The organism is Sulfurovum sp. (assembly GCF_036568385.1).
Taxonomy (GTDB): domain Bacteria; phylum Campylobacterota; class Campylobacteria; order Campylobacterales; family Sulfurovaceae; genus Sulfurovum.
On sequence record NZ_DATCSP010000085.1, the window covers coordinates 1 to 24,708 of the forward strand.

A 24,708-nucleotide genomic window follows, 5' to 3' on the forward strand; every position below is an offset into this window, starting at 1 on the left:
AGATCGTGGAAACCAAAGAGATAGGCTTCGGGAAAATAGGGATGCCGCTGCGCGTCAGCCTCCTTGGTTCCATGACAGGCTCGGGACTGGATGAGATCATGGCTATTTTGGGCGTGGATGAAACGATCTTGCGTATAGAGAAAGCGCTAGTTACGATAGAGTAACTAGCGTATCTAAATGAAAAAGTGAATCTTAAAATGAAAACTGTAGCAATCATTGGTGCTTCTGGCCATGTCGGTTTCAGACTGGTACAAAAATTATCTTCCATATATAATATTCACTGTATTGTAAGAGATACAGATAAAAGAGATTTCTCGGATTTTAACAATATACAAGTTTTTAAAGTAGACGATATAAGCTATACTTTAGAATTGGCAAAGGCCATTAATAATTGTCATGCGATTATTAATGCAGGGTACATATGGTTTGCAGAAGAAATATTGCAAGCGGTCAATATCAATAAAAGTAGTATCGAGCATATATTATTTACGGGTTCAACTGGAATTTTTACAAAAATTCCATCAAGCAGTGCAGAGTTAAAAAGAGAGGCAGAACAATATATAGTTGATAATTATCAAATACCTTTTACTATCATAAGACCCACAATGATCTATGGACATAAAAACGATCAAAACATATCAAAACTGTCTCGGACTTTGAAGAAAACTCCATTATTCCCACTTGTTGGTAGCGGTGATAAGCTAATACAGCCAGTATTTATAGATGACCTCGTGAACGCATATGAAATTGCTTTATTTGATGAGAAGTTTTATAACAATTCTTATAATATAGCCGGGGCTGAGCCTATATCAAACAAAGAACTCTTTAAAAAGGTATCAAATAGTTTGGATAAAAAAGTTATTTTTATTTCAATTCATCCATATGTCATTTCAATAATAATTAAACTACTTGCGTTATTTAAACTGAAAATCATATCATATGAACAGATAAAGCGATTTCAAGAAAATAAAAATATAGATATAGAAAAATTTGTGCAAGCTTTTGGCTTTAGACCTAGATCTTTTGATGATGGATTAAAACAGATGAAAAAGAGTCATGTCCTATAAGAGCTTATTCTAAATTTCCAAGATGGTTATTTCTTTACTATAAAAACTTGTATATGGATCTTTTATGTGGAGACGTATTTCATGTTGGTAGTATATAGAGTTTATAAACGCCTGCTTTTTTTCAGGAACAGCTTCAAAGACCTTTTCGCTTTGTCATCCATCTGGTAATGGATGTGCTCCAGATACCAGATCAGCTGCTTTGGCGTGATCCCTCTTTTTTCGGCTTCTCTTTTTAAGATGTACTGCGGGATCTTTACTTTTTTCTGCGCAAAAGAGCGTGCCAGTTTCCGGATCGCTTTTTCATGTTTGTTGTAGCAGAGCCTGGCAAAGACAAAGGGAAGTCCGGTCTCCTTATGCCATGCTTCTGCAAGGTCTATACCTTCCCCGCCTTTTAGATAGTGTTTGAGCGCTTCATCTCCTATGATCACTTTCCCTTTCAGCTTCAATACGTGAGCCAGCCGGTTGGAGGTTTCAGAAGCGGGGTCCGCTTCGTACGGCCCTTCAAGCAGTAAAACACTATAGACCTTTTGGTCTGCGATGATACCCAGGTCGGTACACTGACATTTAGCCGAAGCCACAGAAGAGATGAAGGCTGCGTTGACCTCTTTTCTTTTGAGCGCTTTATTGATCTGGGAAGGGACAGCACGTTTGTATCGGAAACTCATCTTTGCTGCATTGCCCCGCAGATAGCGTTTGAGAAAGACCTGGAAAGGCAGAAGATTGAGGTAAGAAATAGAACCAAATAGCATCGTGTATCACCCTTCCAAATATCCAGTTTAAGCGTAATTATAGCAAACAACTTTTATAATCGCGTCACTATTATAAGAGGTTTTTCGGGCAAAGTCCGTAAAACTGCATTGACGCAATGTCCTCTGAAGAGAGGCCTTATGTGACCCGTCACATTTTGAGTAAAGTATGTTCTAGGCATACAATTAGGAGAATTTTCTCATGGTAAAAGTAGAATTTTTGGGCCCCATCGGTAAGGCGCCGATGGAGATGGAAGCAGCGACCCTGGCAGATGTTTCTGCAAAGCTGAAAGAGGATGAAAGTCTGATCGCCTGGCTGGATAAATGTGCCGTGGCACTGAACGATACGATGGTGAATGACCTGGGGACAGAGCTGAAAGAGGGCGACAGGATCTCTATTCTGCCTCCTGTTTGTGGTGGGTGAAAAGCGTGGAACTCTATCATGGTCCCTTGGATGTAAAAGAGATATTCGGCCGCTGGCTTGATGAAGAGGCAGCGTCGAACTATGGCGCCTATATCCCTTTTGTGGGAACGATACGCGCTGAAGAGGGTATCGAAGCGCTCAGTTTTGATATCTACGAGCCGATACTGCAAAAATGGTTCGATGCATGGCAGGAGAAAGCCGCTGCCCTGGGTGCAGTGGTAAAGATGGCCCACTCGATAGGCGATGTGCCGGTCCATACCTCTTCCTACATTTCAGCCGTTTTCTCGCCAAAACGCAGAGTAGCGCTGGAACTGATAGACGAATTTGTAGAGGACTTTAAAGCGAATGCTCCTATCTGGAAGTATGATGTGAAAAACGGTCAGCGTATCTACGCTGCGGACAGAAGTACGCCGATGGACGGTGCAGGGTTATTAGGTTAATACACTATTGTCTGAGTCGAAGGGAACGATTTCGAGTGATGCGTTTGGACCGGGCCTCGTTCAATGTAAAGAAGAAGGATGATCATGTTTATGCATTTTGATGAATCGATAGAGACCATACAACATCTTGAGATAAACGCTTATAAAACCAAAAAACTTTATCTGGTAGATGCTTTAGGGTATGTGCTCGCTGAAGATATCGTGGCGGACCATAACTCGCCGGAGTTCCCTACTTCCGCAATGGACGGCTATGCGATCAGGCATAAGGACATGGCACTGGGAAGACTGAAGATCGGGAGCATCAATCCCGCCGGATCGGCATTGAAAGAAGCGGTCACAGAGGGGATGTGTATCAAAACGTTTACCGGTTCATTGATGCCGCATGGTGCCGACACCTTGATACCCATAGAAAACGTAGAGGTCGATGGCGACGAGATCGTCATCAGGGAAGAGGTACCGCAAGGGTTTTCTGTACGTGAAGTAGGCGAGAACTATGCGAAAGGGCAGAGGCTCATTCCCAAGGGAACCAAGATTGATTTTCCCCAGATCGGTGTGATGGCCAGTCTGAACATAGCCAACGTGCTTGTCTATGAGAAGCCGACCGTGGCCATCCTGTCTACAGGTTCTGAACTGCTGGAACTGGGAGAAGAACAGACCAATGATTCTCAGATAAGAAGTTCCAACAATTACATACTTGAAGCGATGGTGACCAAGTATGATGGCGTGCCTCTGCAGCTTGGGTGCATCAAAGATGACAAAGAGACGATCACGAGGGAGATCTCTGCTGCGCTGGACAAGTCTGACATCGTTGTCACGACAGGCGGGGTAAGCGTAGGCGATTTCGATTTTGTGAAAGATGTGATCTATGAACTCGGCTGTGAGGTCGTGTTCAAAGGGGTACGGGTAAAACCTGGACAGCACATCATGGTAGCGCGCAAGGAGGACAGGTTCATCATAGGTTTGCCCGGCTTTGCGTATTCATCTACCGTGACGGCCCTGCTTTATCTTGTACCGATCATAGAAAAGCTGCAGCAGGGAAAGAGCGCTTTGCGACATGTCAAGGCCATGCTGAAAGAGCCTTTTGTCAAGCGTGCCAAAAAAGCAGAGTTCACCGCCTGTAATGTTTCTCTAGAGCAAGGGAAGTACTATGTGGACTTCAAAGACAAGAAAGTCGGTTCCTCGGCCATCCTGACGAATATGCTGGGAGAGGTAGCGCTTCTGGTCACTGCGGAAGAGGATACTTCCAAAGAGACAGGAGATGAAGTCACCGTTCTGCTTCTTGGCTAAGGTCCTTTCTTAGCAAGAATCTCTTATTGGCTTAAAGCGCGAGGATAGATGCTCTTGCTTTTAGGAACATGGCAAACTCTGCCGCTGTGGTACATCCCATTCTGACCGCATAACTTAGTAATTCTTTATTTTGTGAGTAGATCATTTTCCATCCTTTTTTTATCATGATTCTTTTTGTAAGGAGACAAGGTCCCTTACAATGCCTCTCACTAAAGCTTCGGATGAAGCCTTAGAACCTAAAATATGTCAAATTGTACAAATAAATCGTAAAATAGTTAAAAAATATGTCAAATTGTCATACTTTTAAGAAAAATGTCTTATAATTGTCATATATATTATAAAAAAGGAGTTGAAATGTTAGTATTGAGTGAAATTATCGAGAAGTTAAAAGATGTGCTCTCAGAGAGTACCCTGGGCAAAAAAGTCTTCGACAAAGATGTGGCCACCGCATTGAACATTCCCCAGGCAACATTTGCAACCATGAAAAAAAGGAACTCGATCCCCTATGAGGAGATATTGGAGTTCTGTGCCCTCAAAAAGATCTCGGTCAATTGGCTTTTCTTCGACCAGGCGGTAGATATGCTGAAAGAGGAGACGGAAAAGTTTTTCCAGGTACGCTACTTTTCAGATATCCGTGCCAGCGCGGGAGGCGGTGCCGAGGTGTTTGATGCAAATTATGAAACCATCAGCATCGATGAAAAGATCATGCACAATATGGTAGGGCTCGGAAACACGGAACTTGAAGCGATCCATGTGGATGGGGAGTCTATGGAGCCTACCCTTCAGGATGGCAGTATCGTATTTGTGGACAGAACACAAACGAATATCAATAAGAACGGTATCTTCATCGCTTCCACTACAGGGGGGCTGTTCATCAAACGTATACAGCAGCGTGCAGACGGCATGGTGGAGCTTATCTCAGATAACAGTATGTATCCGCCTCAGGCGGTTCCTGCCGATGAAGTGACGATCGTAGGCAAGGTCGTAGGAAATATCGAAAGTTTATAAACTGGGAGTTGCGCTATCAAAAAAAGGGCAACCGGTTGCGCGACGCTCTGCTACAGAGAAGATAGCGTTAGCGAAAGTGACAGGGCTTTGCGCTGACACTGTCCTACAGGAGGTTCGCACAGGCGATACACCTTATGCTCTCCGGGCGTATACGCATGCGTCCTATCCCGATAGCCTCTTCACACTCTATACAAATACCGAACATAGGTTTGTCCACACGCTGCAATGCATTGTTCAGCCGTGTAAGACGCAGTTTTGATTCATCCAGTATGGTATGGTTGACATGCTGCTCTCCCATGGCTTCGAGCCGGGTAAGTCTTCCTAAGGAACAATCCGGGCTGATGGGCTGCAGCTTCTCTTCAAGACGCTCGATCTGTTTTTTGAGCGCGATGATACTCTCTTCGATCTCTTTTTTGATCTCAGTTCTTTCTTTTGCTGTCAAACTGTTCATAGAGGCCTCCCTGTACAAGATCGGATGTTAGCCATTTTGCATGACTTTATGCTATAGTGGAATCATTATACATAAAAAAGGACCGAAAGTCTGCAAGGTCAAAGCAGCTATATGGCCGGCTACTTTACGACAAAGAACAAAACGTTGTAAAAGGGTAGCAAAAAGGCAGAAGCGGACGCAGATATGTTTCGTTTAAGCAAACCCCAAGAGAGGGACAAGTATCTTGCCTGCATAGATAAAATAGATAAGGGTAGTGAACCGATGTTGAAAATGAATGATGATCTGGAGGGTGCGCTCAAAGAGTACCTTGAATTGATGGAACAAGAAGCGTACTTTGAGGCACATGAAGTGATGGAGGAGGCGTGGCACCCTTTGCGCTTAAGCAACCACCCTCTCAAGAACCTGGCCAAAGGGCTTATCAATGCGGCTATTACCTTTGAACATATCAAGCGTAACAAAAAAAATGCAGGCGTGAAGGCGGTGAAAGTGATCGCTTCGTATGAAAGATACAAGCATCTATGCACGGACGATATAGAGCATGCGGTGTTATTTAAACAGGCCCAGCATAAGATAGAAGCGTTGAAACAGAAACATCCGGAGATCTTTGATGTTTTGGTACCATAGTACGACAAAACACTCCTATAATTCTGTAAGAACCAACCCCAACCGGCTCTCATGGGAAGACCAGCCTTCTACCTACAAAAATTATCCGGACAGCTATACAAAGGTCAAACTGGACCTGGACAGGGAGGAAGACAGCTTTCTTTATCATATTGCCGGACTGGCAGCCAAAAAAACCTATCCCAGCGGAGCATACTATCTTCGTATCAATCCCAGTGCAGGGGCACTCTATCCGAATGAGCTCTATTTTCAGGCACGCGGCGTGGAAGGGGTAGAGGATGGTATCTACCATTATGAGGTGAGCAGTTCCTCTTTGACGCTGCTTCAGGGCATTACGGAAGAGGAGGGATTGGAGCCCTACCTGGGGTATCGTACAGCGATGAAGGGGTACCTGTTTTTAATTTCATCGGTCTACTACCGCTCCTCATGGAAATACAAGAACCGCGCTTTTCGCTACTGTCTTTTAGATGCGGGGCATCTTTTGGGCAGTATCGAGGCGGCCGCACTGCTCAGATCGCACACAGTAGAAATGCGCTACGACATAGACAGGGAAAAGCTTAATCTCATGTTCGGCTTTGATGAGAGAGAGTGGATGGTCGCAGGGTGTGCAATGGCCGTACCTATGGAGGGAGACAAAGCGGACCCCATAGAGTTCTCTCTGCCTTATGTGGAGGCGAGCATCACCTTTGAACCCAATGCGCTGATAGTACAGGCGTACCGGGAGACCATGCAGTTGGACGGGTGCAAAAAAGAGGCAGCGCTGCCAACATTCACCTATGAGAGAGAAAAACTTCAGGAGACGATCTTTACACGCAGGTCCCAAAGAGGGTTTCAGGGAGGTGCCATCACGAAAGGGCAGTTCCATTATATTATGGATGCGATACATCAGCCCATACCTTCCGACTGTGATGAAGAGGTCTCTGTCTATATGGTACTCAACAGGGTACTGGATATGCCTCTGGGGCTTTACAAGGACGGCATGTACCTGAAGTATGGGGACTTTGCGAGACAGGCAGGGTACTTATCCCTGGAGCAGTACAGCCTTTCCCAGCAGGGAGCGGTAGCATTTTTTCTTACCTCCAAGGCCAGGAACTACCAGGCGCTCTACCAGAAAGCAGGCATCATTGGGCACAGACTCTATGTGGCAGCACTGTATCTCGGCATAGGCTGCAGCGGTATCGGTGCCTATTATGATGACGAGGTCAATGCCTTCGTGGAAAATGACGAGATGGTACTGTATGCCTTGGCGATAGGAAAATAGCTTTCAGGATTTGAACCTGTATCCCATTGCTTCCAGCTGTGTGCGTACCAGGTCGGGGATATCCCCCTGGAACTCAAGCCCTTCTTCTTTGACCGTGCCTCCCGTACCCAATTTCTTTTTGAGCGTTTTAAGCAGTGCCTGCAGGGCTGCTTTTTCCAGGTAAAAAGGTTTGACGATCGTGACGACCTTCCCTCTGCGTTTTTCTTTGGCTAAATGGAGCTGATGTTTTTCAGGCGCTTTGACCTCATGGGAAACCTTTTCAGCGTTCTCCTTCTTGTTGTCCGATGACCAGCCATCGCCGAACTTCGCACCCATTTCAAATAGATTTTCTTTCACGTCTTTCCCCCTAGCTATAATCCGTATCAAAAAGTATCCCGAGTATGACCATCAGCATCAGCAGAAAAATAAATATCCTATAGAGGGTATCCTCGCTGGGTAATTTCATGACCACTCCTTCAAACCCTTATTATATAACCGCTATATTTTATTATTCTTAAAGCAATTTGGCTATACTCCAAATTAGTAAAAAAGGTAGATATATCACGCTATCAAGTCAAGGGAGTTTGAAAATGCAGGGAGAATCGAGAGAAAAGAACCGTTGGTTGATCGTATTGGCAGCCGTAGGGATACATATATGTATAGGGTCGGTGTATGCATGGAGCGTCTATGTCAATCCTATCCAGTCAGCGATGCAGTGGACACTGACGGATGTCACCATCACTTTTTCCATCGCCATATTTTTTCTGGGCTTGTCTGCGGCACTGTTGGGAAAGTTCGTCGAAGAGAAAGGTCCGAGGGTAGCGGCAACGCTGGCAGCGGTACTGTTCGGACTGGGGACGATGGGGTCCGGCGTGGCGATCATGATGGGGTCCAAGATACTGCTCTACCTTACCTATGGTGTGCTGGGCGGCGCAGGGCTTGGGATCGGGTACATTTCCCCCGTTTCGGCTTTGGTCAAGTGGTTCCCGGACAGACGGGGTATGGCAACAGGGCTTGCCATTATGGGGTTTGGTTTTGCTTCAGCCATCTCCGGACCGGCCATCAAGCTGCTGATAGACGCAGTGGGGATCTCTTCGACCTTTTACATCCTGGGTGCCATCTATTTTGTCGTCATGTTCGGCTCCGCACAATACCTAGCCGCACCGCCTGAAGGGTATATGCCGGCACATTTTTCCAAGGCTATCGCCGCAGGGAAAAAGAGGGTCAAAGAGGACCTGGCATCGCTCACGAGAGAAGAAGCCGTGAAAACGGGCAGGTTTTACGGTCTGTGGATCATGCTGTTCATCAATGTCACCTGCGGCATCGCCATCATTTCCGTTGCTTCTCCGCTGCTTCAGGAGATCGTAGGTATCTCTGCGTTAGCGGCCGCGTCTGCGGTAGGACTGATGGGTGTTTTCAATGGTGCAGGAAGGATCGCATGGGCAAGCATCTCTGACTACTTGACACGTCCTGTCGTATTTGTCGTTTTCTTTGCGACGCAGATCCTCGCCTTCTACTTCCTGACCACGGTGACAAGCATTCTGCTCTTTCAGGTATTGGTATACTATATTATGACCTGCTATGGGGGCGCTTTTGCCTCCATCCCAGCCTATATCGGCGATATATTCGGCACCAAACAGCTGGGAGCCATACACGGATATATCTTAACCGCCTGGGCACTGGCCGGATTGGTAGGACCGATCATCATTGCCTATGTGAAAGATGTGACCGGGAGTTATGTAGGGACGCTTTATGTGTTCGTCGGCCTCTTCTTTGTCGCTCTCATCACGTCTGTGCTCATGATGGCGAACATCAAAAAGGTCAGAGCGAACAGCAGGTAGACCAGGCTCTATGCGATCTCATAGATAATTTCAGTCCTCTGCTTCTTGGTCTGGAACTCTTTGATAGAGAGCCCTTCTATGGGCAGTTCTATAAAGGCGTCGAGGGTCTCCACCCGCGCTTTGGCGATCTCACGCAGGACAATGCCTCTATAGGCTTTGGCCCAATGGCTGACAACTTTCCCCTCCTTGATGAACTTGAGCGTGGTGTAGGGTTTGGAAGGTTTGTAGAACTTGTCATAAAACCCTGCACGGAGGTCCAGTATCTCCTCGTCCGCCAGATAGGCTTCCAGCAGTTCTGCAGCGTGCTGATGGTAAAACTTCTCTGTTCTGATATCGCCTACGGGTTCCCCCTGTTTGAGTTTATACTCAGGGATGAGGTCGGAAGCACGCAGGGGGCCGAAGAGATTGGAGAAGAGGATGATATGGCTGTCTATATAGGTTTGTGCCTGGCTGTCCAGGTCCTCATAGCCGAGATACTCAAACGCCACGCCTGTATAGCGTTGGATGGCTTTCATCGCAGGCTCGTGGATGATATCTTTTTTGTGGACAAGGATATCAGACTCCTTTTTGAGGCCGAACATTTTTGACAATGCAGGGATATCCCCCTTCTGCAAAATGTTCATGTAGGTATGCAGCAGTTTGGTTCTGTGGGGCAGAAGAGGGTCAAAAAGTAAAGCATTGAGGTGAAAAGGGAGGTCTCCCCCTGATCTTTTGGTTTCGCTTGGTGCCAGTAGTATTTTCATCGATCTTACCTGTATGATTCTTTGTTATGTGGATGTATTCTAGTTAAATTACCTAAAAAAGAGAAATTTTCATAAATTTGCCGAAAACTCTTGACATTAAAAACTTTTTTCCCTATAATTCCCGTCCATTTTAAGTGTAATAGCTTTTAATGATGGTGCTGGTGTAGCTCAGTTGGCTAGAGCAGCTGATTTGTAATCAGCAGGTCGGGGGTTCGAGTCCCTTTACCAGCTCCATAAGAAAATATAATTATCAGTGTTTGACCAGTAATAGATTAAAACATTCAGGTGAGTTACTCAAGCGGCCAACGAGGGCAGACTGTAAATCTGCTGACTATGTCTTCGAAGGTTCGAATCCTTCACTCACCACCATATGTTAAATCGCATAAAAGATGCGGGCGTAGCTCAGTGGCTAGAGTTCCTGCCTTCCAAGCAGGCTGTCGAGGGTTCGAATCCCTTCGCCCGCTCCATAAACTGGGAGCTGTGTGAATTATGTATTTAACACACTAATAACTTCACATATAAAAGCTTTCCTACTTTATTCATTTATGACTATGACACACATGTAATTATATATAGTCGAGTTGCCCATATGGCTCAGGGGTAGAGCACTTCCTTGGTAAGGAAGAGGTCGTGAGTTCAAGTCTCACTATGGGCTCCACCCTCCACGATAGTATGGACAGAAGTATTACAGCTTTGTAATAGTTCTGTCCATATAGTTATAGGGTCTAAGATAATTTGGGTATAATACTGCCTTTAAAAACATTTACGCTAGGAGAAAAGCATGGCTAAAGAAAAATTCGAACGAACAAAACCGCATGTTAACATCGGTACTATCGGTCACGTTGACCACGGTAAAACTACATTGACAGCTGCAATCACAATGTGTCTGGGTCTTAAAACTGGTGGTAAAACAATGGATTACGACCAAATTGACAACGCACCAGAAGAGAGAGAAAGAGGGATCACGATCGCTACTTCTCACGTAGAGTACGAAACTGAAAACAGACACTACGCTCACGTTGACTGTCCAGGTCACGCGGACTACGTTAAAAACATGATTACAGGTGCTGCTCAAATGGACGGTGCTATCCTAGTTATCGCTGCGACAGATGGTCCAATGGCACAAACTAGAGAGCACATCCTTCTTTCTAAGCAAGTAGGTGTTCCATATATCGTTGTATTCTTGAACAAAGAAGACCAACTTGATGACGAAGATAAAGAAGAGATGCTAGAGCTTGTAGAGATGGAAGTACGTGAACTTCTTTCTGAGTATGACTTCCCAGGTGATGACACTCCAATTATCGCTGGTTCTGCATTTAAAGCACTTGAAGAGGCTAAAGCTGGTCAAGCTGGTCCATGGTCTGAAAAGATCTATGCACTTATGGATGCAGTAGATGAATACATCCCAGAGCCACAAAGAGATACTGATAAAGATTTCCTAATGGCGATCGAAGATATCTTTACTATCCAAGGACGTGGTACGGTTGTAACTGGTAAAGTTGACAGAGGTACTGTATGTGTTGGTAACGAAGTTGAGATCGTTGGTCTTAAAGATACACAAAAAACAACAGTAACAGGTGTTGAGATGTTCCGTAAAGAGATGGAATGTGGAGAAGCTGGTGACAACTGTGGTGTTCTTATCCGTGGTATCGATAAAGAGGCTGTACAAAGAGGTATGGTTCTTTGTAAGCCAGGTTCAATCACACCACATACTGCATTTGAAGCTGAGATCTATGTTCTTACTAAAGAAGAGGGTGGTAGACACACTCCATTCTTTGACAACTATAGACCACAGTTCTACGTTCGTACAACAGACGTAACAGGTTCAGTAAGACTTCAAGAAGGTACTGAAATGGTTATGCCAGGGGACAACGTTAAAATCAATGTTGAACTTATCGCTCCAGTCGCACTTGACGAAGGTACTAAATTCGCTATCCGTGAAGGTGGTAGAACAGTTGGTGCAGGTGTTGTTTCTAAGATTATTGCTTAAGAACGCACGGCAAGAGGCTTGCCTCTTGCGCACTTATCATAGGAGATAATAATGAGAGAAACAGTTCACTTAGGTTGTGAGAAGTGTACAAGACGTAACTATCACACCAATAAAAACAAAAAGACGACTACAGAGAAACTTGCTCTTAAAAAGTATTGTAAATGGTGCAAATGCCATACAGTACACAAAGAGATGAAGCTGTAAGCGGATACTTTTGTTAGATGCAATGGGGCTTTGTCCCATAGTGTCATTTTAGGCCAATAGCTCAGTTGGTAGAGCACTGGTCTCCAAAACCAGGTGCCGGGGGTTCGAGTCCCTCTTGGCCTGCCACAATTAAAGGTAACATAATATGGGAAAAATTTCAACATTTATTGCACATGCGAGAGCAGAAATACATAAAGTTATATTTCCAACAAAAGTACAAGTAAGACAGGCATTTTTAGCAGTTGTTCTGGTAGTAACTGTAATATCAATATTTTTAGCATTGGTTGACTTTTTCATGTCATCAATCGTATCATCAGTATTATAGGACGTACAATGGCTTATCAATGGTATGCAATCCAAACATATTCAGGATCCGAACAATCTGTAAAAAAAGCGATCGAGCAATTGGTTGTGGATTATGGTATTGAAGACAAACTTGAACGTGTTGTCGTTCCTACGGAAGAGGTCATTGAAGTAAAAGATGGCAAAAAAAAGATTACAGAGAGAACATTGTATTCCGGGTATGCTTTTGCACATATAGACCTGGATACTGACCTTTGGCACAAGATACAGTCTTTGCCAAGAGTATCTAGATTTATCGGTGAACAAAAGACACCTACCGCACTCAGTGAGGCAGATATTAAAGTGATCTTGGACAAGATGGAGAAGAAAGCTGCACCGCGTCCTAAAGTTGATTTTGAAACAGGGGAAATGGTACGTATCATTGATGGTCCATTTGCCAACTTTACAGGAATGGTGGAAGAGTATGATCTTGACCATGGAAAGTTGAGATTGAACGTTTCGATCTTTGGTAGAAATACACCGGTTGAAATCCTCTACACGCAAGTAGAAAAAATACTATAAGACCTAACGGTCAAATTAAACAAAGGAAGAACAGATGGCAAAAAAGATAGCGTTTAAGTTTAAACTAATGATCCCGGCCGGAGCAGCCAACCCATCACCGCCAGTAGGACCTGCATTGGGACAGCGTGGTGTAAACATTATGGAGTTTTGTAAGGCTTTTAACGAGAAGACAAAAGACAAGATGGGGTTCAAGGTTCCTGTGATCATTACAGTGTATGCAGACAAAAGCTTTACATTCGAAACAAAGCAGCCGCCGGCAAGCGACCTTATCATGAAAGCAGCAGGTATCAAAAAAGGTACGGATAACCCACTTTTGAACAAAGTTGGAACTATCACTAAAGCTAAACTTGATGAGATCATCGATCAGAAAATTGCTGACCTTAATACGAATGACAGAGAAATGGCAGCGAATATCATCGCTGGTTCATGTAGAAGTATGGGTGTTGAAATCGTAGACTAGTCTTTTTAGGACAAAATCATAACCACATGATTTAAAAGTGTGGGAGCATATAAAGCGGAGAATAAAATGGCAAAAAAACCAAGTAAAAGAAGAGAAGCATTACTAAAACTAGTAGATGCTACCAAAGTATATAGTGTAGATGAAGCAATGGCTACGCTGAAAAACCTTAAATCAGCAAAATTTGATGAGACGGTTGAAGTGGCACTTAACCTGAACATTGACCCAAGACATGCAGACCAAATGATCAGAGGATCAGTGGTTCTTCCTCACGGTACAGGTAAAACAGTAAGAGTGGCAGTGTTCGCAAAAGACGCAAAAGCAGACGAAGCGAAAGCGGCTGGTGCAGATATTGTAGGTTCTACAGATCTTATCGAGTCTATCCAGGCGGGCAACATCGATTTTGATATCGTCATCTCAACGCCTGACATGATGGGAGTTCTTGGTAAAGTAGCAAGGATCCTTGGACCAAAAGGACTTATGCCTAACCCTAAGACAGGTACCGTAACTATGGATGTAGCCAAAGCAGTTGAAAATGCCAAAGGCGGTCAGGTGAACTTCAGAGTAGACAAAAAAGGAAATATCCATGCGGGTATCGGTAAGATCTCTTTTTCTGAAGATCAGATCAAAGAGAACTTTATGACACTGGTACAGACGATCAATAAGGCGAAGCCAGCATCTGCAAAAGGTAAATATATCACGAATGGTGCGGTATCACTCACTATGAGTCCATCGATCACTCTGAACACAGCAGAATTAATGGATATAAAATAAGTTATTGATTATCATTTGGATCGAGTCTTCTACAGGATGGCTCATCCAGATCTCTGATAACAAGTATTTTCAGAATAAAACTATTGCATAGTTTTATTTTGAGGAAACTCATAATCTTAGATCCAAGATAAAAGGGGCGAAAGCTTAATTAATATATTTGAAAGAATATATGGTCCTTGATGGAACCCTTTTAGAGATCGGAAGGAGAATATATGACTAGAGCTAGAAAAGAAGAGTTGGTCGCAGAGATGGCAGCAGAGTTCAAAGATGCTGGCGCCATCATCGTTTGTGATTACAAAGGTATGACTGTTGAAAAGCTTGAAGTAGTTAGAAATCTTGCAAAAGATGAAGACACCAAAGTGAAAGTTATCAATAACAAACTAGCACGTATCGCATTGAAAAATGCTGGATGTGAAGATATTGAATTTACAGAGACAAACCTTGTGATCTGGGGCGATGCACAGGTAACACCTTGTAAGATCGCTGACAAAGCTGCAACAGACTTTAAAGACACTTTTTCTATCAAAACTGGTTTGATCCAGGGTGAAGTTGCTAGTATGGAGACCATTAATGCAATGGCTAAGCTTCCTACAAGAGACGTACTTCTCGGTATGCTTCTTAATGTATGGAATGCACCGGTACAGAACTTTACCATCGGTTTGAGCGCGTTGGCAGCTAAAAAAGAAGAAGAGGCGTAGTAAATTTTACTATTTGGTGGGCCTCCTCTTCGAGGCCCTTATCGCTAATGGATCTGAGGCGTACAGGCCGAAGCTTTAGTGAGAGGAATTGAAGAAGGGTTTTGTCTTTCTTCAAGGAGATATTTATTAATGATAAGGAATTAATTATGGCAACAACTAAAGAAGATGTTCTTGAGTTTATCTCAAATATGTCAGTACTTGAGCTTTCTGAGCTTGTAAAAGAATTTGAAGAAAAATTTGGTGTATCTGCACAGGCTACAGTAGTAGCTGGTGGTGCTGCAGTAGCAACTGAAGCGGCAGAAGAGAAAACTGAGTTTGACGTAGTACTTACAGATGCTGGTGCTAAGAAGATCAACGCGATCAAAGTAGTAAGAGCAGTGACTGGTCTTGGTCTTAAAGAGGCTAAAGATGCAGTTGAAAATACTCCAACTGTACTTAAAGAAGGTGCTTCTAAAGACGAAGCTGAAGATATCAAAAAGCAACTTGAAGAAGCTGGCGCTTCTTGCGAACTTAAATAATCAGTGTTATTTAAGCGGGCTGGGGCAGATCGCCTCCGCCCATGTTATAAACCTCATTGGATATAGTGATAAACTATTCGGAGACATTTCATACCCTCGTGTCAATAGTTTCTTTGTATACCCAAGATACGCAACCAACTACATAAACCAAACTAAACCGAAATAAGGATAACCCCATGTTAAATTCTTTACATTCTGGTAACAGACTTCGCGTCGACTTTTCCAAAACACCAAGAGAAATTGAAATCCCAAATTTGCTCCAGCTTCAACAAAAAAGTTATGAAAACTTTTTAATGCTAGGGGAAAAAGACAGAAAAAATTCGACCCTAGAGAAAGTTTTCAGATCCTCTTTCCCTATCCATGACCAGCAGAACAGGCTCACACTTACCTACAAAAACTCTGAGATCGTTAAACCGAAATATACGGTAAGAGAGTGTATGGAGAGAGGATTGACCTACTCTGTATCGCTCAAAATGAACATTGCACTGACGATCTGGAACAGAGACGAGAAGACAGGTGAAAAACTTGATCCGAAAGAGATCAAGGAACAGGCGGTTTTTGTACGTGATATCCCTTTGATGACGGATAGAACCTCTTTCGTGGTCAATGGTGTTGAGAGGGTTATCGTCAACCAGCTTCACAGATCGCCTGGTGTGATCTTCAAGGAAGAAGAGGGAAGCACTGCGGGAAGCGGTATGCTCTACTCTGCACAGATCATTCCTGACCGTGGATCATGGCTCTATTTTGAATATGATTCAAAAGATATCCTTTATGCACGTATCAACAAAAGAAGAAAGATCCCTGTCACGATCCTTTTCAGAGCGTTGGACTACTCTAAAGATGATATTGTCAAACTCTTCTATGCGACCAAAGAGATCACTATTAAAGAGAACAGATTCCTTGTGAAATTCGATGCGAACGATTTTACAGGCAGGGCCGAGTATGATGTCAAAGACATGGATGGCAATATCGTGGTCAATGCAGGGAAGAGACTGACAAAGAAAAAAGCACAAAAACTGATCGATGATGGATTGGAATGGATCGAGTATCCGCTTGAAGTACTGATGGAAAGACACTTGGCAAGCCCGATCATTGATCAGGAAAGCGGTGAAGTGCTTTATGATGTAGTGACCCCTTTGGATGAAGGTAAACTGAAAAAGATGATCGAGCAGGGTATCGATACGATCGAGATCATCAATGACCTTGCAGAGGGTGCCGATATGTCTATCATCAATGCCTTCATCGCAGACAACGAAAGCTTGAGACTTTTAAAGCAGACAGAGCAGATCGATGATGAAAATGTACTTTCGGCGATCCGTATCTACAAAGTCATGAGACCGGGTGAACCGGTCACACCTGAGGCTGCAAAAGCCTTTTTAAAGCAGCTTTTCTTTGATCCAGAAAGATATGACCTTACGAAGGTCGGTCGTATGAAAATGAACCACAAGCTTGGACTGGACATTCCGGAGTATGCAACGGTACTTACTACAGAAGACCTGATCAATACAGTGAAGTACCTTATCAAGGTAAAAAACGGCCAGGGTCATATTGATGACAGGGACCACCTCGGTAACAGAAGGATCAGAGCGATCGGCGAGCTTCTCGGAAATGAGCTTCACAGCGGGCTTGTGAAAATGCAGAAAGCGATCAAGGACAAGATGACAACGATATCCGGTACATTGGATGAGTTGATGCCGCATGACCTGGTGAACTCTAAAATGATCACCAACACCGTCTTGGAGTTCTTCTCCTCTGGCCAGCTTTCGCAGTTCATGGATCAGACCAACCCGCTTTCAGAAGTGACACACAAAAGAAGACTTTCTGCACTGGGTGAGGGCGGACTTGTCAAAGAGAGAGCCGGATTTGAAGTAAGGGACGTACACCCGACACACTATGGACGTATTTGTCCGATCGAGACACCGGAAGGGCAGAACATTGGTTTGATCAATACCCTTTCAACCTATGCAAAAGTCAATGAACACGGGTTTATTGAAGCTCCGTATAAAGTGGTCAAGGACTGCCAGGTCACAGATGAGATCGTCTATATCACTGCCACGCAGGAAGAGGATAAATGTATCGCTCCGGCATCTACACTGGTAAGTGAAGACGGGCGTATCGTTGAAGACCTTATAGAGACGAGACTGAACGGTAACATCGAGCTTAATGAAGCAAAAAGAGTGGACCTTATCGATATCTCTCCATTGATGATCTCCGGTTCTGCGGCGGCATTGATCCCGTTCCTGGAGCATGATGATGCCAACCGTGCACTGATGGGATCGAACATGCAGCGTCAGGCGGTACCTCTTATCAAAACAGAGGCGCCAATGGTCGGAACCGGTATGGAAGCGATCGTGAGCCGTGATGCCTGGGAGTGTGTCAAAGCAAACAGAGCAGGTACAGTAGAGAAAATAGACGGTAAGAACATCTATATCATGGGTGAAGATGAGAGCGGTGTATTTATAGACCACTATCCGCTTGAAAAGAACATGAGAACCAACCAGAACACCACGTTTACGCAAAGACCGATCGTGAAACTGGGTGATAAGATCGAGAAGAACCAAGTGATCGCGGATGGTGCCAACATGGATCAGGGTGAGCTTGCGATCGGTAAGAACATCCGTGTTGCCTTCATGCCTTGGTATGGGTACAACTACGAGGATGCGATCATTATCTCTGAAAAACTGATCCGTGAAGACACCTTCACCTCAGTGCATACCTATGAAAAAGAGGTAGAAGCAAGAGAACTGAAGCATGGTACGGAAGAGATCACACGTGATATCCCGAACATTCGTGAAGATGAATTGCTCCACCTGGATGAAAGCGGTATCGTTCGTATCGGTACCTATGTGAAGCCGGGGATGATCCTTGTAGGGAAAGTAAGTCCTAAAGGAGAGATCAAACCGACCCCTGAAGAGAGACTGTTAAGAGCGATATTCGGGGAAAAAGCAGGACATGTGGTCAATAAATCACTCTACTGCCCGGCAACGATGGAAGGTGTCGTCGTTGATATCAAGGTCTTTACGAAAAAAGGGTATGAAAAAGATGCGCGTGCGATCCAGGCCTATGAGGAAGAGAAGGCTGTGCTTGACGGTGACCACCATGACCAGCTGCTGATGATAGACAGAGAAGAGATCCTGCGTATTGCAAGGTATCTTTCAGAGCAGGAGCTGACCAAAGCAGTGACTATCGGTGAAACGGAGTATGCAGCAGGAACCAAGATCCCTGAAGAGACGATCAAAGGGGTGAACAGATTCGCGCTCAGAGGTGTGGTGCAGTCCTACTCTGAAAATGTGCAGAATGAGTATGAGTCACTGAAAAACTACTTCCTGAAACAGAAGAAAAGACTGAAAACAGACCATGAAGAGAAACTGGTCGTGCTTGATAAGGACGATATCCTTCCTTCAGGTGTGACCAAGCTGGTCAAGATCTATATCGCTACGAAGAGAAAGCTCAAAGTAGGGGATAAAATGGCAGGACGTCACGGAAACAAAGGTATCGTTTCCAATATCGTTCCTGAGATCGATATGCCGTACCAGGAAGACGGAAGACCGGTAGATCTTATCTTGAACCCGCTGGGAGTACCTTCGCGTATGAACATCGGGCAGATCCTTGAAGTGCATTTAGGTCTGATCGGTAAAAACCTCGGGGAGCAGATCCAAGAGATGTTCGACAGCCAAAAAGAGACCTTCATCAAAGATCTCAGAGCGAAGATGATAGAGATCGCAGATGTGGCCAAACTGATGAACGCGAAAGAGGTCCTGACAGCTATGAGCGATGAAGACCTGATCAAATACGGTAGAGACTGGGCGAAGGGCGTGAAGTTCGCAGCGCCGGTGTTCGAGGGTACGAATCAGGCAGAGTTTGACAAACTGTTTGAAATGGCCAAGCTGGATTCTGATGGGAAAATGGTTCTCTTCGACGGTAGAACCGGTGAACAGATGATAGAAAGAGTGAATGTGGGATATATGTATATGCTCAAGCTCCACCACCTGGTCGATGAAAAAGTCCACGCACGTTCTACAGGGCCTTACTCGCTTGTGACACAGCAGCCGGTAGGTGGTAAAGCGCTCTTCGGTGGACAGAGATTCGGAGAGATGGAAGTGTGGGCGCTTGAAGCCTATGGTGCGGCACATACCCTTAAAGAGATGTTGACGATCAAGTCGGATGATGTGGAAGGTAGAGCAAGAGCGTACAGAGCGATCACCAAAGGTGAATCTGTGCCGGAGTCAGGGGTACCTGAAACCATGTTCGTATTGACAAAAGAGCTTCAGGCGCTAGGTCTTGATGCAGAATTATATGAGAGCAATAAAGAAGCGGAGGGTGACAATGAGTAAGTTTTTAGAGAATTTAACACCAATAGATCTTAACAGTGAAAATAGACCAAGTGATATCGCAGCGTTACAACTTAAAGTAGCGAGTCCGGAGCAAGTACTATCTTGGAGTTATGGTGAAGTAAAAAAACCAGAAACGATCAACTATAGAACCCTCAAACCGGAGAGAGACGGTCTCTTCTGCGCCAAAATATTCGGACCTATCAGAGACTATGAGTGTCTGTGCGGTAAATATAAGAAGATGCGTTACAAAGGTGTCGTATGTGAAAAATGTGGGGTGGAAGTGACCACTTCAAAAGTAAGACGTACACGTATGGGGCATATTGACCTTATCGCTCCTGTAGCACACATCTGGTATGTCTCTTCGCTCCCTTCACGTATCGGTACGCTGTTGGGTGTCAAGATGAAAGACCTTGAAAGGGTGCTCTATTATGAGGCGTATATCGTTAAAACACCGGGTGAAGCATGTTATGACAGTGAGGGGCTGAACCCTCTGGCAAAATATGACGTATTGAACGAAGAACAGTATCAGCAGATCACCCAGCGTTTCGGGGGTACGGACCTTGATGCAAGAATGGGTGGAGAGATCATCCAGGAACTGCTTGCTGAGCTTGATCTGGTCGAAATGTTCACTCAGTTGAAACTTGATATTCAGGCAACCAAGTCTGAGGCCAAAAGAAAGACGATCGTGAAGCGTCTCAAAGTGATCGAATCGTTCCTTCATTCCGGTAACAGACCAGAGTGGATGATGCTGACACAACTGCCGGTACTTCCACCGGACCTAAGACCGCTTGTAAGCCTTGACGGCGGTAAGTTCGCTGTGTCTGACGTGAATGACCTTTACAGAAGAGTGATCAACAGAAACCAGAGACTTAAAAGACTCGTGGAGCTTGATGCACCGGAGATCATCGTTAGAAACGAAAAACGTATGCTTCAGGAAGCGGTAGATGCACTTTTCGATAACGGAAGAAGAGGAAATGCGGTCAAGGGTGCGAACAAAAGACCACTGAAATCGCTTTCTGAAGTGATCAAAGGGAAACAGGGACGTTTCAGACAGAACCTTCTGGGTAAAAGGGTTGACTTCTCCGGACGTTCTGTTATCGTTGTCGGTCCGGACCTGCGTATGGACCAGTGTGGATTGCCTAAAAAGATGGCGATCGAACTCTTCAAGCCGCATTTGATGGCAAAACTTGAAGAAAAAGGGTATGCGACCACGCTGAAGCAAGCCAAAAAGATGATCGAGAAGCAAGAGAACGAGGTATGGGAGTGTCTGGAAGAGGTCGTTGACAACTATCCTATCCTACTGAACCGTGCACCGACACTGCACAAATTGTCGATCCAGGCGTTCCACCCGAGACTGATCGAGGGTAAAGCGATCCAGTTGCACCCGCTGGTATGTTCTGCGTTCAACGCCGACTTCGATGGGGACCAGATGGCGGTACACGTACCGCTTTCGGATGAAGCGATAGCAGAAGCAAAAGTATTGATGCTTGCATCGATGAACATCCTGCTTCCGGCATCAGGTAAAGCGATCGCGGTACCTTCACAGGATATGATCTTGGGTCTTTACTACCTTACACTTGAGAAAAATGATGTGAAAGGCGAAAACAAACTCTTTGCGAACGTAGAAGAAGTGGAGATCGCATTTGAACAGCAGGCACTCGATCTGAACGCTCGTATCAGAACCGTGATCGATGGCCATATCGCCAAGTCAACGGCAGGTAGATTGATCTTGAAATCGATCATTCCTGATTATGTACCGGAAAAATACTGGAATAAAGTATTGAAGAAAAAAGATATCGGTGCATTGGTCGACTATATCTATAAAATAGGCGGTGTATCTCAAGCAGCAGGTTTCCTTGATAATCTTAAGGATATGGGTTTCAAATATGCAACGAAAGTAGGGGTTTCGATCTCCCTGGATGATATCAAGATCCCTGAGATGAAAGTAGAGAATGTGAATGCAGCCAAAGAAGAGGTCAAAGAGATCCAGAGACAATTTGGTGCAGGTCTCTTAACGGACCAGGAGCGATACAATAAAATTATCGATATCTGGACGGATGCGAACAACACGATAGCAGAAGGACTCATGGCGCTTATCAGAGCGGACAAGGACGGATTCAACTCTGTGCATATGATGGCAGACTCAGGGGCGAGAGGTTCCGCAGCTCAGATCAGACAGCTCTCCGGTATGAGGGGTCTTATGGCGAAATCGGACGGATCGATCATTGAGACACCGATTACTTCAAACTTCCGTGAAGGTCTGAATGTACTTGAGTACTTCATTTCAACACACGGTGCGAGAAAAGGTCTTGCCGATACCGCATTGAAAACAGCCAATGCCGGTTACTTGACCAGAAAACTGATCGACGTTGCGCAGAACGTGAAGATCACAATGTCAGACTGTGGTACGCATGAAGGTGTGGAAGTTTCCGACATCGTTGTAGGTAATGAGATGATCGAGCCATTGGCAGACCGTATCTACGGCAGAGTATTGGCGGAAGACATTATCGATCCTATTACGTCTGAAGTACTCGTCAGCGAAGGAACGATGATCGATGAAGAGACTGCTTCGAGAGTACAGGATGCGGGAGTACGTTCTGTGATCATGAGAGCACCATCTTCCTGTAAGGCGCCTAAAGGCATCTGTGCGAAATGTTACGGCCTGAACATGGCGGATAACAAAATGGTAAAACGTGGAGAAGCTGTGGGTGTAATCGCGGCACAATCTATCGGTGAGCCTGGGACACAGCTTACACTGCGTACCTTCCACACAGGTGGTACCGCAACAGCAGGTAAGGAAGATAGACAGATCGTGGCGACGAAAGAAGGGTTCATCAGATATTATAACATGAACGTGTACCGCAATAGAGAGGGTAACCTTATTGTTGCGAACAGAAGAAATGCCGGAGTCCTTCTGGTAGAGCCTAAGATCAAAGCGGTGACGGACGGAACCGTTTCTCTTGTAGTGACACACGACGAATATGTGATCTCTGTCAAAGACGGAAGTGACAACGAAGTGAAGTACAACCTTAGAAAATCGGATGTGGCGAAATCGAACGAACTTGCAGGGGTTGCAGGTAAGGTAGAAGGAAAATTCTTCCTGCCGCTTGAAGACGGTGACAAAGTAAAAGAGGGTGATTCCATCGTTGAAGTGATCAATGAAGGATGGTCAGTACCAAGCCGTGTGCCGTTCGCGTCCGAACTTAAAGTGGAAGACGGTGCGCCGGTCACACAGAATGTGGTATCCGAGTCGAAAGGTAAGGTGAAGTTCTTCTTGCTGAAAGGAGACTACCTTGAAGCGCATACGGGCATTACAGAGGGTACAAAAGTCGTAGAGAAAGGACTCTTTGCTGTGGTGGTTGATGAAAATAACAGAGAAGCAGCAAGACACTATATCTCAAGAGGTTCTGTGGTGAAGGTAGCGAATGATGCGATCGTACAGAGAGGCGACCTGCTCTCTGCGCCTGAAACAGCTTCTCAAGTCGTGATCGCTGAGTGGGACCCGTATTCAGAGCCTATTATCGCTGAACAGAGCGGAACACTGAAGTTTGAAGATATCATCCCGGGGGTCACCGTGGTCGAGCAGTTCGATGAAGTGACGGGAGATGTCAGACTGGAGCTGAATGAATATATCCCGGCAGCCTATAAACCAGCGATCATACTTGCAACCGAAAGCGGAGAGCTGATCCGTTACCAGCTGGATGCAAAAACGGTTCTGTTCGTAAAAGATGGCGACCAGGTAAGCATTGCTGATATTCTGGCAAAAACACCTAAAGCGGCTATCAAGTCCAAAGATATCACCGGGGGTCTTCCAAGAGTTTCCGAACTCTTTGAAGCAAGACGTCCTAAGGATATCGCATTGATCGCACAGATCGATGGGGTAGTAAGCTTCGGTAAACCGTTACGCGGTAAAGAAAGACTGATCATTACGGGTGACAACGGTCAGGTGACCGAGCAGTTCATCGATAAGAACAAGACAGCACTGGTACACGCTGGAGAATATGTCCATGCCGGTGAGAAACTCACTGATGGTACGATCTCAAGCCATGATATCCTTGCGGCACTTGGAGAAAAAGCATTGTATGAGTATATCGTCTCTGAAGTACAGATGGTTTACCGCAGACAAGGGGTTAACATCTCGGATAAACACATCGAGATCGTAACCTCGCAAATGATGAGACAGGTGAAGGTCGTTGAGAGCGGTGACAGTAAGTTCATCGCTGGAGATATCGTCTCCCGCCGTAAGTTCCAGGAAGAGAATGAGAGCGTTATCGCCCTTGGCGGTGAACCGGCGATCGCTGAGCCGATGTTGGTAGGTATAACACGTTCAGCGGTTGGAGCGGACAGTATTATCTCTGCTGCTTCCTTCCAGGATACCACCAAGGTATTGACTTCAGCTTCCATCGCAGGTACAGTAGATACGCTTGAAGACCTGAAAGAGAACGTGGTCATCGGTCGTCTTATCCCAGTGGGTACCGGTATGATAAAAAGCAGTGATATCAAATTTTCATCTGCTGAGTAATGCAGCGAGACAGTTTCTAGTTTAGGCTAGAAGCAGTCTCTACCTCTCCTTTCTCTATTTCCCCTTAATATAAGAATTTCTAAAGAATTTTTCGGTATAATATGCCTCCAAAAATCTGTGTGTTGTGGCCAGACCAAAACATTCACGAGAGTGTTTTGATGTGGTGTAAAAACCCAGATATTATTATGTGACGCCTTTAGAGCAAAGCTCCAAAGACTACGTTAATACGGTGTCTGCTTCAGAAGTAGGCGCAAATGACCAGTCATTTTGGAGATTTATCTTGGCAGATCATAGTAAAACCAGATTCAAATTTAAACTAACCAGAAAGGAAACGATTTGCCTACAATTAATCAATTGATTCGTAAAGAACGTAAAAAGCAAGTGAAAAAATCAAAATCACCTGCGCTTGTAAAATGTCCTCAGAGAAGAGGCGTATGTACCAGAGTATATACTACAACACCAAAGAAACCTAACTCGGC

Annotated in this window: 23 protein-coding genes, 5 tRNA genes and 1 pseudogene; 25 read left to right on the forward strand and 4 right to left on the reverse strand. The window is 44.9% G+C overall.

Annotated elements, in window-relative coordinates; translation table 11 throughout:
* The first annotated feature begins 5 nt into the window (after positions 1–5).
* Positions 6–164: a hypothetical protein gene (locus VIM88_RS09025; protein ID WP_414717493.1), complete on the forward strand. Its 159-nt coding sequence runs from the start codon at positions 6–8 to the stop codon at positions 162–164.
* Positions 165–197: 33 nt separating this feature from the next.
* On the forward strand, positions 198–1,067 hold the full coding sequence (locus VIM88_RS09030) for an NAD(P)-dependent oxidoreductase (RefSeq protein ID WP_331862569.1): 870 nt from the start codon (positions 198–200) through the stop codon (positions 1,065–1,067).
* A gap of 101 nt (positions 1,068–1,168) precedes the next feature.
* Here VIM88_RS09030 and VIM88_RS09035 read toward each other — a convergent pair whose 3' ends face one another.
* Positions 1,169–1,816 (reverse strand): MqnA/MqnD/SBP family protein, encoded by a 648-nt coding sequence (locus VIM88_RS09035; RefSeq protein ID WP_331862570.1) that lies wholly within the window; start codon positions 1,814–1,816, stop codon positions 1,169–1,171.
* Positions 1,817–2,015: 199 nt separating this feature from the next.
* On the opposite strand from VIM88_RS09035, the gene VIM88_RS09040 reads away from it, so the two are divergent.
* The 4 genes from VIM88_RS09040 (at position 2,016) to VIM88_RS09055 (ending at position 4,972) form a co-directional block, all read left to right on the forward strand.
* Positions 2,016–2,237: a MoaD/ThiS family protein gene (locus VIM88_RS09040; protein WP_331862571.1), complete on the forward strand. Its 222-nt coding sequence runs from the start codon at positions 2,016–2,018 to the stop codon at positions 2,235–2,237.
* A gap of 5 nt (positions 2,238–2,242) precedes the next feature.
* The gene (locus tag VIM88_RS09045) at positions 2,243–2,677 is read left to right on the forward strand and encodes a molybdenum cofactor biosynthesis protein MoaE (protein WP_331862572.1); all 435 of its coding nucleotides are present in this window, start codon (positions 2,243–2,245) and stop codon (positions 2,675–2,677) included.
* Between the two features lie 78 nt (positions 2,678–2,755).
* Positions 2,756–3,964: a molybdopterin molybdotransferase MoeA gene (locus VIM88_RS09050; protein WP_414717491.1), complete on the forward strand. Its 1,209-nt coding sequence runs from the start codon at positions 2,756–2,758 to the stop codon at positions 3,962–3,964.
* 354 nt (positions 3,965–4,318) lie between these two features.
* Positions 4,319–4,972: a LexA family transcriptional regulator gene (locus VIM88_RS09055; RefSeq protein WP_331862574.1), complete on the forward strand. Its 654-nt coding sequence runs from the start codon at positions 4,319–4,321 to the stop codon at positions 4,970–4,972.
* A 103-nt stretch (positions 4,973–5,075) separates the two neighbouring features.
* Here VIM88_RS09055 and VIM88_RS09060 read toward each other — a convergent pair whose 3' ends face one another.
* Positions 5,076–5,423, reverse strand: a complete 348-nt coding sequence (locus VIM88_RS09060) for a TraR/DksA family transcriptional regulator (protein ID WP_331862575.1) — start codon at positions 5,421–5,423, stop codon at positions 5,076–5,078.
* 261 nt (positions 5,424–5,684) lie between these two features.
* On the opposite strand from VIM88_RS09060, the gene VIM88_RS09065 reads away from it, so the two are divergent.
* Complete coding sequence (locus tag VIM88_RS09065) at positions 5,685–6,047, forward strand: DUF309 domain-containing protein (protein ID WP_331862576.1); 363 nt, start codon at positions 5,685–5,687, stop codon at positions 6,045–6,047.
* Positions 6,031–7,305, forward strand: a complete 1,275-nt coding sequence (locus VIM88_RS09070; RefSeq protein WP_331862577.1) for a SagB family peptide dehydrogenase — start codon at positions 6,031–6,033, stop codon at positions 7,303–7,305. Before VIM88_RS09065 ends, VIM88_RS09070 begins: the two co-directional genes overlap by 17 nt.
* A 3-nt stretch (positions 7,306–7,308) precedes the next feature.
* Here VIM88_RS09070 and VIM88_RS09075 read toward each other — a convergent pair whose 3' ends face one another.
* Positions 7,309–7,641 carry a translation initiation factor gene (locus VIM88_RS09075; protein WP_331862578.1) on the reverse strand — a complete coding sequence of 111 codons (333 nt, stop codon included), beginning with the start codon at positions 7,639–7,641 and terminating at the stop codon, positions 7,309–7,311.
* A gap of 233 nt (positions 7,642–7,874) precedes the next feature.
* Here VIM88_RS09075 and VIM88_RS09080 point away from each other — a divergent pair, with 233 nt between their 5' ends.
* Positions 7,875–9,125: an L-lactate MFS transporter gene (locus VIM88_RS09080; RefSeq protein WP_331862579.1), complete on the forward strand. Its 1,251-nt coding sequence runs from the start codon at positions 7,875–7,877 to the stop codon at positions 9,123–9,125.
* A gap of 8 nt (positions 9,126–9,133) precedes the next feature.
* On the opposite strand, the gene VIM88_RS09085 is transcribed toward VIM88_RS09080, so the two are convergent.
* Positions 9,134–9,868, reverse strand: coding sequence for a YaaA family protein (locus VIM88_RS09085; RefSeq protein WP_331862580.1), 735 nt, complete (start codon positions 9,866–9,868; stop codon positions 9,134–9,136).
* 157 nt (positions 9,869–10,025) lie between these two features.
* Between VIM88_RS09085 and VIM88_RS09090 the strand changes: the two genes are divergently transcribed.
* From VIM88_RS09090 to rpsL, 16 genes and pseudogenes are all read left to right on the forward strand, one after another.
* Positions 10,026–10,102: transfer RNA gene (locus VIM88_RS09090), tRNA-Thr, on the forward strand.
* Positions 10,103–10,152: 50 nt separating this feature from the next.
* Positions 10,153–10,237: transfer RNA gene (locus VIM88_RS09095), tRNA-Tyr, on the forward strand.
* 22 nt (positions 10,238–10,259) lie between these two features.
* Positions 10,260–10,335, forward strand: a tRNA-Gly gene (locus VIM88_RS09100).
* Positions 10,336–10,451: 116 nt separating this feature from the next.
* Positions 10,452–10,526 (forward strand) — tRNA-Thr (locus VIM88_RS09105).
* 123 nt (positions 10,527–10,649) lie between these two features.
* Positions 10,650–11,858 (forward strand): elongation factor Tu, encoded by a 1,209-nt coding sequence (gene tuf, locus VIM88_RS09110; protein WP_331862581.1) that lies wholly within the window; start codon positions 10,650–10,652, stop codon positions 11,856–11,858.
* A 51-nt stretch (positions 11,859–11,909) separates the two neighbouring features.
* Positions 11,910–12,062 carry a 50S ribosomal protein L33 gene (gene rpmG / locus VIM88_RS09115; protein WP_008245833.1) on the forward strand — a complete coding sequence of 51 codons (153 nt, stop codon included), beginning with the start codon at positions 11,910–11,912 and terminating at the stop codon, positions 12,060–12,062.
* A 50-nt stretch (positions 12,063–12,112) separates the two neighbouring features.
* Positions 12,113–12,188: transfer RNA gene (locus VIM88_RS09120), tRNA-Trp, on the forward strand.
* Positions 12,189–12,207: 19 nt separating this feature from the next.
* Entirely contained in the window at positions 12,208–12,387 is a 180-nt protein-coding gene (gene secE, locus VIM88_RS09125) for a preprotein translocase subunit SecE (RefSeq protein ID WP_331862582.1), read from the forward strand.
* 8 nt (positions 12,388–12,395) lie between these two features.
* Entirely contained in the window at positions 12,396–12,926 is a 531-nt protein-coding gene (gene nusG, locus VIM88_RS09130) for a transcription termination/antitermination protein NusG (RefSeq protein WP_331862583.1), read from the forward strand.
* A 34-nt stretch (positions 12,927–12,960) separates the two neighbouring features.
* Positions 12,961–13,386, forward strand: a complete 426-nt coding sequence (gene rplK / locus VIM88_RS09135; RefSeq protein WP_331862584.1) for a 50S ribosomal protein L11 — start codon at positions 12,961–12,963, stop codon at positions 13,384–13,386.
* Between the two features lie 66 nt (positions 13,387–13,452).
* Positions 13,453–14,157, forward strand: coding sequence for a 50S ribosomal protein L1 (gene rplA / locus VIM88_RS09140; RefSeq protein ID WP_331862585.1), 705 nt, complete (start codon positions 13,453–13,455; stop codon positions 14,155–14,157).
* 212 nt (positions 14,158–14,369) lie between these two features.
* Positions 14,370–14,855 (forward strand): 50S ribosomal protein L10, encoded by a 486-nt coding sequence (gene rplJ, locus VIM88_RS09145; RefSeq protein WP_331862586.1) that lies wholly within the window; start codon positions 14,370–14,372, stop codon positions 14,853–14,855.
* 146 nt (positions 14,856–15,001) lie between these two features.
* Positions 15,002–15,373, forward strand: coding sequence for a 50S ribosomal protein L7/L12 (rplL, locus tag VIM88_RS09150; RefSeq protein ID WP_331862587.1), 372 nt, complete (start codon positions 15,002–15,004; stop codon positions 15,371–15,373).
* 176 nt (positions 15,374–15,549) lie between these two features.
* Positions 15,550–19,707 (forward strand): DNA-directed RNA polymerase subunit beta, encoded by a 4,158-nt coding sequence (gene rpoB, locus VIM88_RS09155; RefSeq protein ID WP_331862588.1) that lies wholly within the window; start codon positions 15,550–15,552, stop codon positions 19,705–19,707.
* Positions 19,670–24,229 (forward strand): DNA-directed RNA polymerase subunit beta', encoded by a 4,560-nt coding sequence (gene rpoC / locus VIM88_RS09160; protein WP_414717492.1) that lies wholly within the window; start codon positions 19,670–19,672, stop codon positions 24,227–24,229. The genes rpoB and rpoC overlap by 38 nt, the downstream gene beginning before the upstream one ends.
* A gap of 336 nt (positions 24,230–24,565) precedes the next feature.
* Positions 24,566–24,708 (forward strand): annotated as a pseudogene (rpsL, locus tag VIM88_RS09165) (30S ribosomal protein S12); the annotation flags it as partial.

Coding starts and splice junctions, on each gene's coding strand:
- rplK (WP_331862584.1), top strand. CDS start 12,961: ATGGCAAAAAAGATAGCGTTTAAGTTTAAACTAATGATCCCGGCCGGA.
- VIM88_RS09050 (WP_414717491.1), top strand. CDS start 2,756: ATGATCATGTTTATGCATTTTGATGAATCGATAGAGACCATACAACAT.
- VIM88_RS09055 (WP_331862574.1), top strand. CDS start 4,319: ATGTTAGTATTGAGTGAAATTATCGAGAAGTTAAAAGATGTGCTCTCA.
- rplJ (WP_331862586.1), top strand. CDS start 14,370: ATGACTAGAGCTAGAAAAGAAGAGTTGGTCGCAGAGATGGCAGCAGAG.
- rplA (WP_331862585.1), top strand. CDS start 13,453: ATGGCAAAAAAACCAAGTAAAAGAAGAGAAGCATTACTAAAACTAGTA.
- VIM88_RS09060 (WP_331862575.1), bottom strand. CDS start 5,423: ATGAACAGTTTGACAGCAAAAGAAAGAACTGAGATCAAAAAAGAGATC.
- secE (WP_331862582.1), top strand. CDS start 12,208: ATGGGAAAAATTTCAACATTTATTGCACATGCGAGAGCAGAAATACAT.
- rpoB (WP_331862588.1), top strand. CDS start 15,550: ATGTTAAATTCTTTACATTCTGGTAACAGACTTCGCGTCGACTTTTCC.
- VIM88_RS09070 (WP_331862577.1), top strand. CDS start 6,031: ATGTTTTGGTACCATAGTACGACAAAACACTCCTATAATTCTGTAAGA.
- VIM88_RS09035 (WP_331862570.1), bottom strand. CDS start 1,816: ATGCTATTTGGTTCTATTTCTTACCTCAATCTTCTGCCTTTCCAGGTC.
- VIM88_RS09080 (WP_331862579.1), top strand. CDS start 7,875: ATGCAGGGAGAATCGAGAGAAAAGAACCGTTGGTTGATCGTATTGGCA.
- tuf (WP_331862581.1), top strand. CDS start 10,650: ATGGCTAAAGAAAAATTCGAACGAACAAAACCGCATGTTAACATCGGT.
- rpoC (WP_414717492.1), top strand. CDS start 19,670: ATGAGAGCAATAAAGAAGCGGAGGGTGACAATGAGTAAGTTTTTAGAG.
- VIM88_RS09030 (WP_331862569.1), top strand. CDS start 198: ATGAAAACTGTAGCAATCATTGGTGCTTCTGGCCATGTCGGTTTCAGA.
- VIM88_RS09085 (WP_331862580.1), bottom strand. CDS start 9,868: ATGAAAATACTACTGGCACCAAGCGAAACCAAAAGATCAGGGGGAGAC.
- rpmG (WP_008245833.1), top strand. CDS start 11,910: ATGAGAGAAACAGTTCACTTAGGTTGTGAGAAGTGTACAAGACGTAAC.
- nusG (WP_331862583.1), top strand. CDS start 12,396: ATGGCTTATCAATGGTATGCAATCCAAACATATTCAGGATCCGAACAA.
- rplL (WP_331862587.1), top strand. CDS start 15,002: ATGGCAACAACTAAAGAAGATGTTCTTGAGTTTATCTCAAATATGTCA.
- VIM88_RS09065 (WP_331862576.1), top strand. CDS start 5,685: ATGTTGAAAATGAATGATGATCTGGAGGGTGCGCTCAAAGAGTACCTT.
- VIM88_RS09040 (WP_331862571.1), top strand. CDS start 2,016: ATGGTAAAAGTAGAATTTTTGGGCCCCATCGGTAAGGCGCCGATGGAG.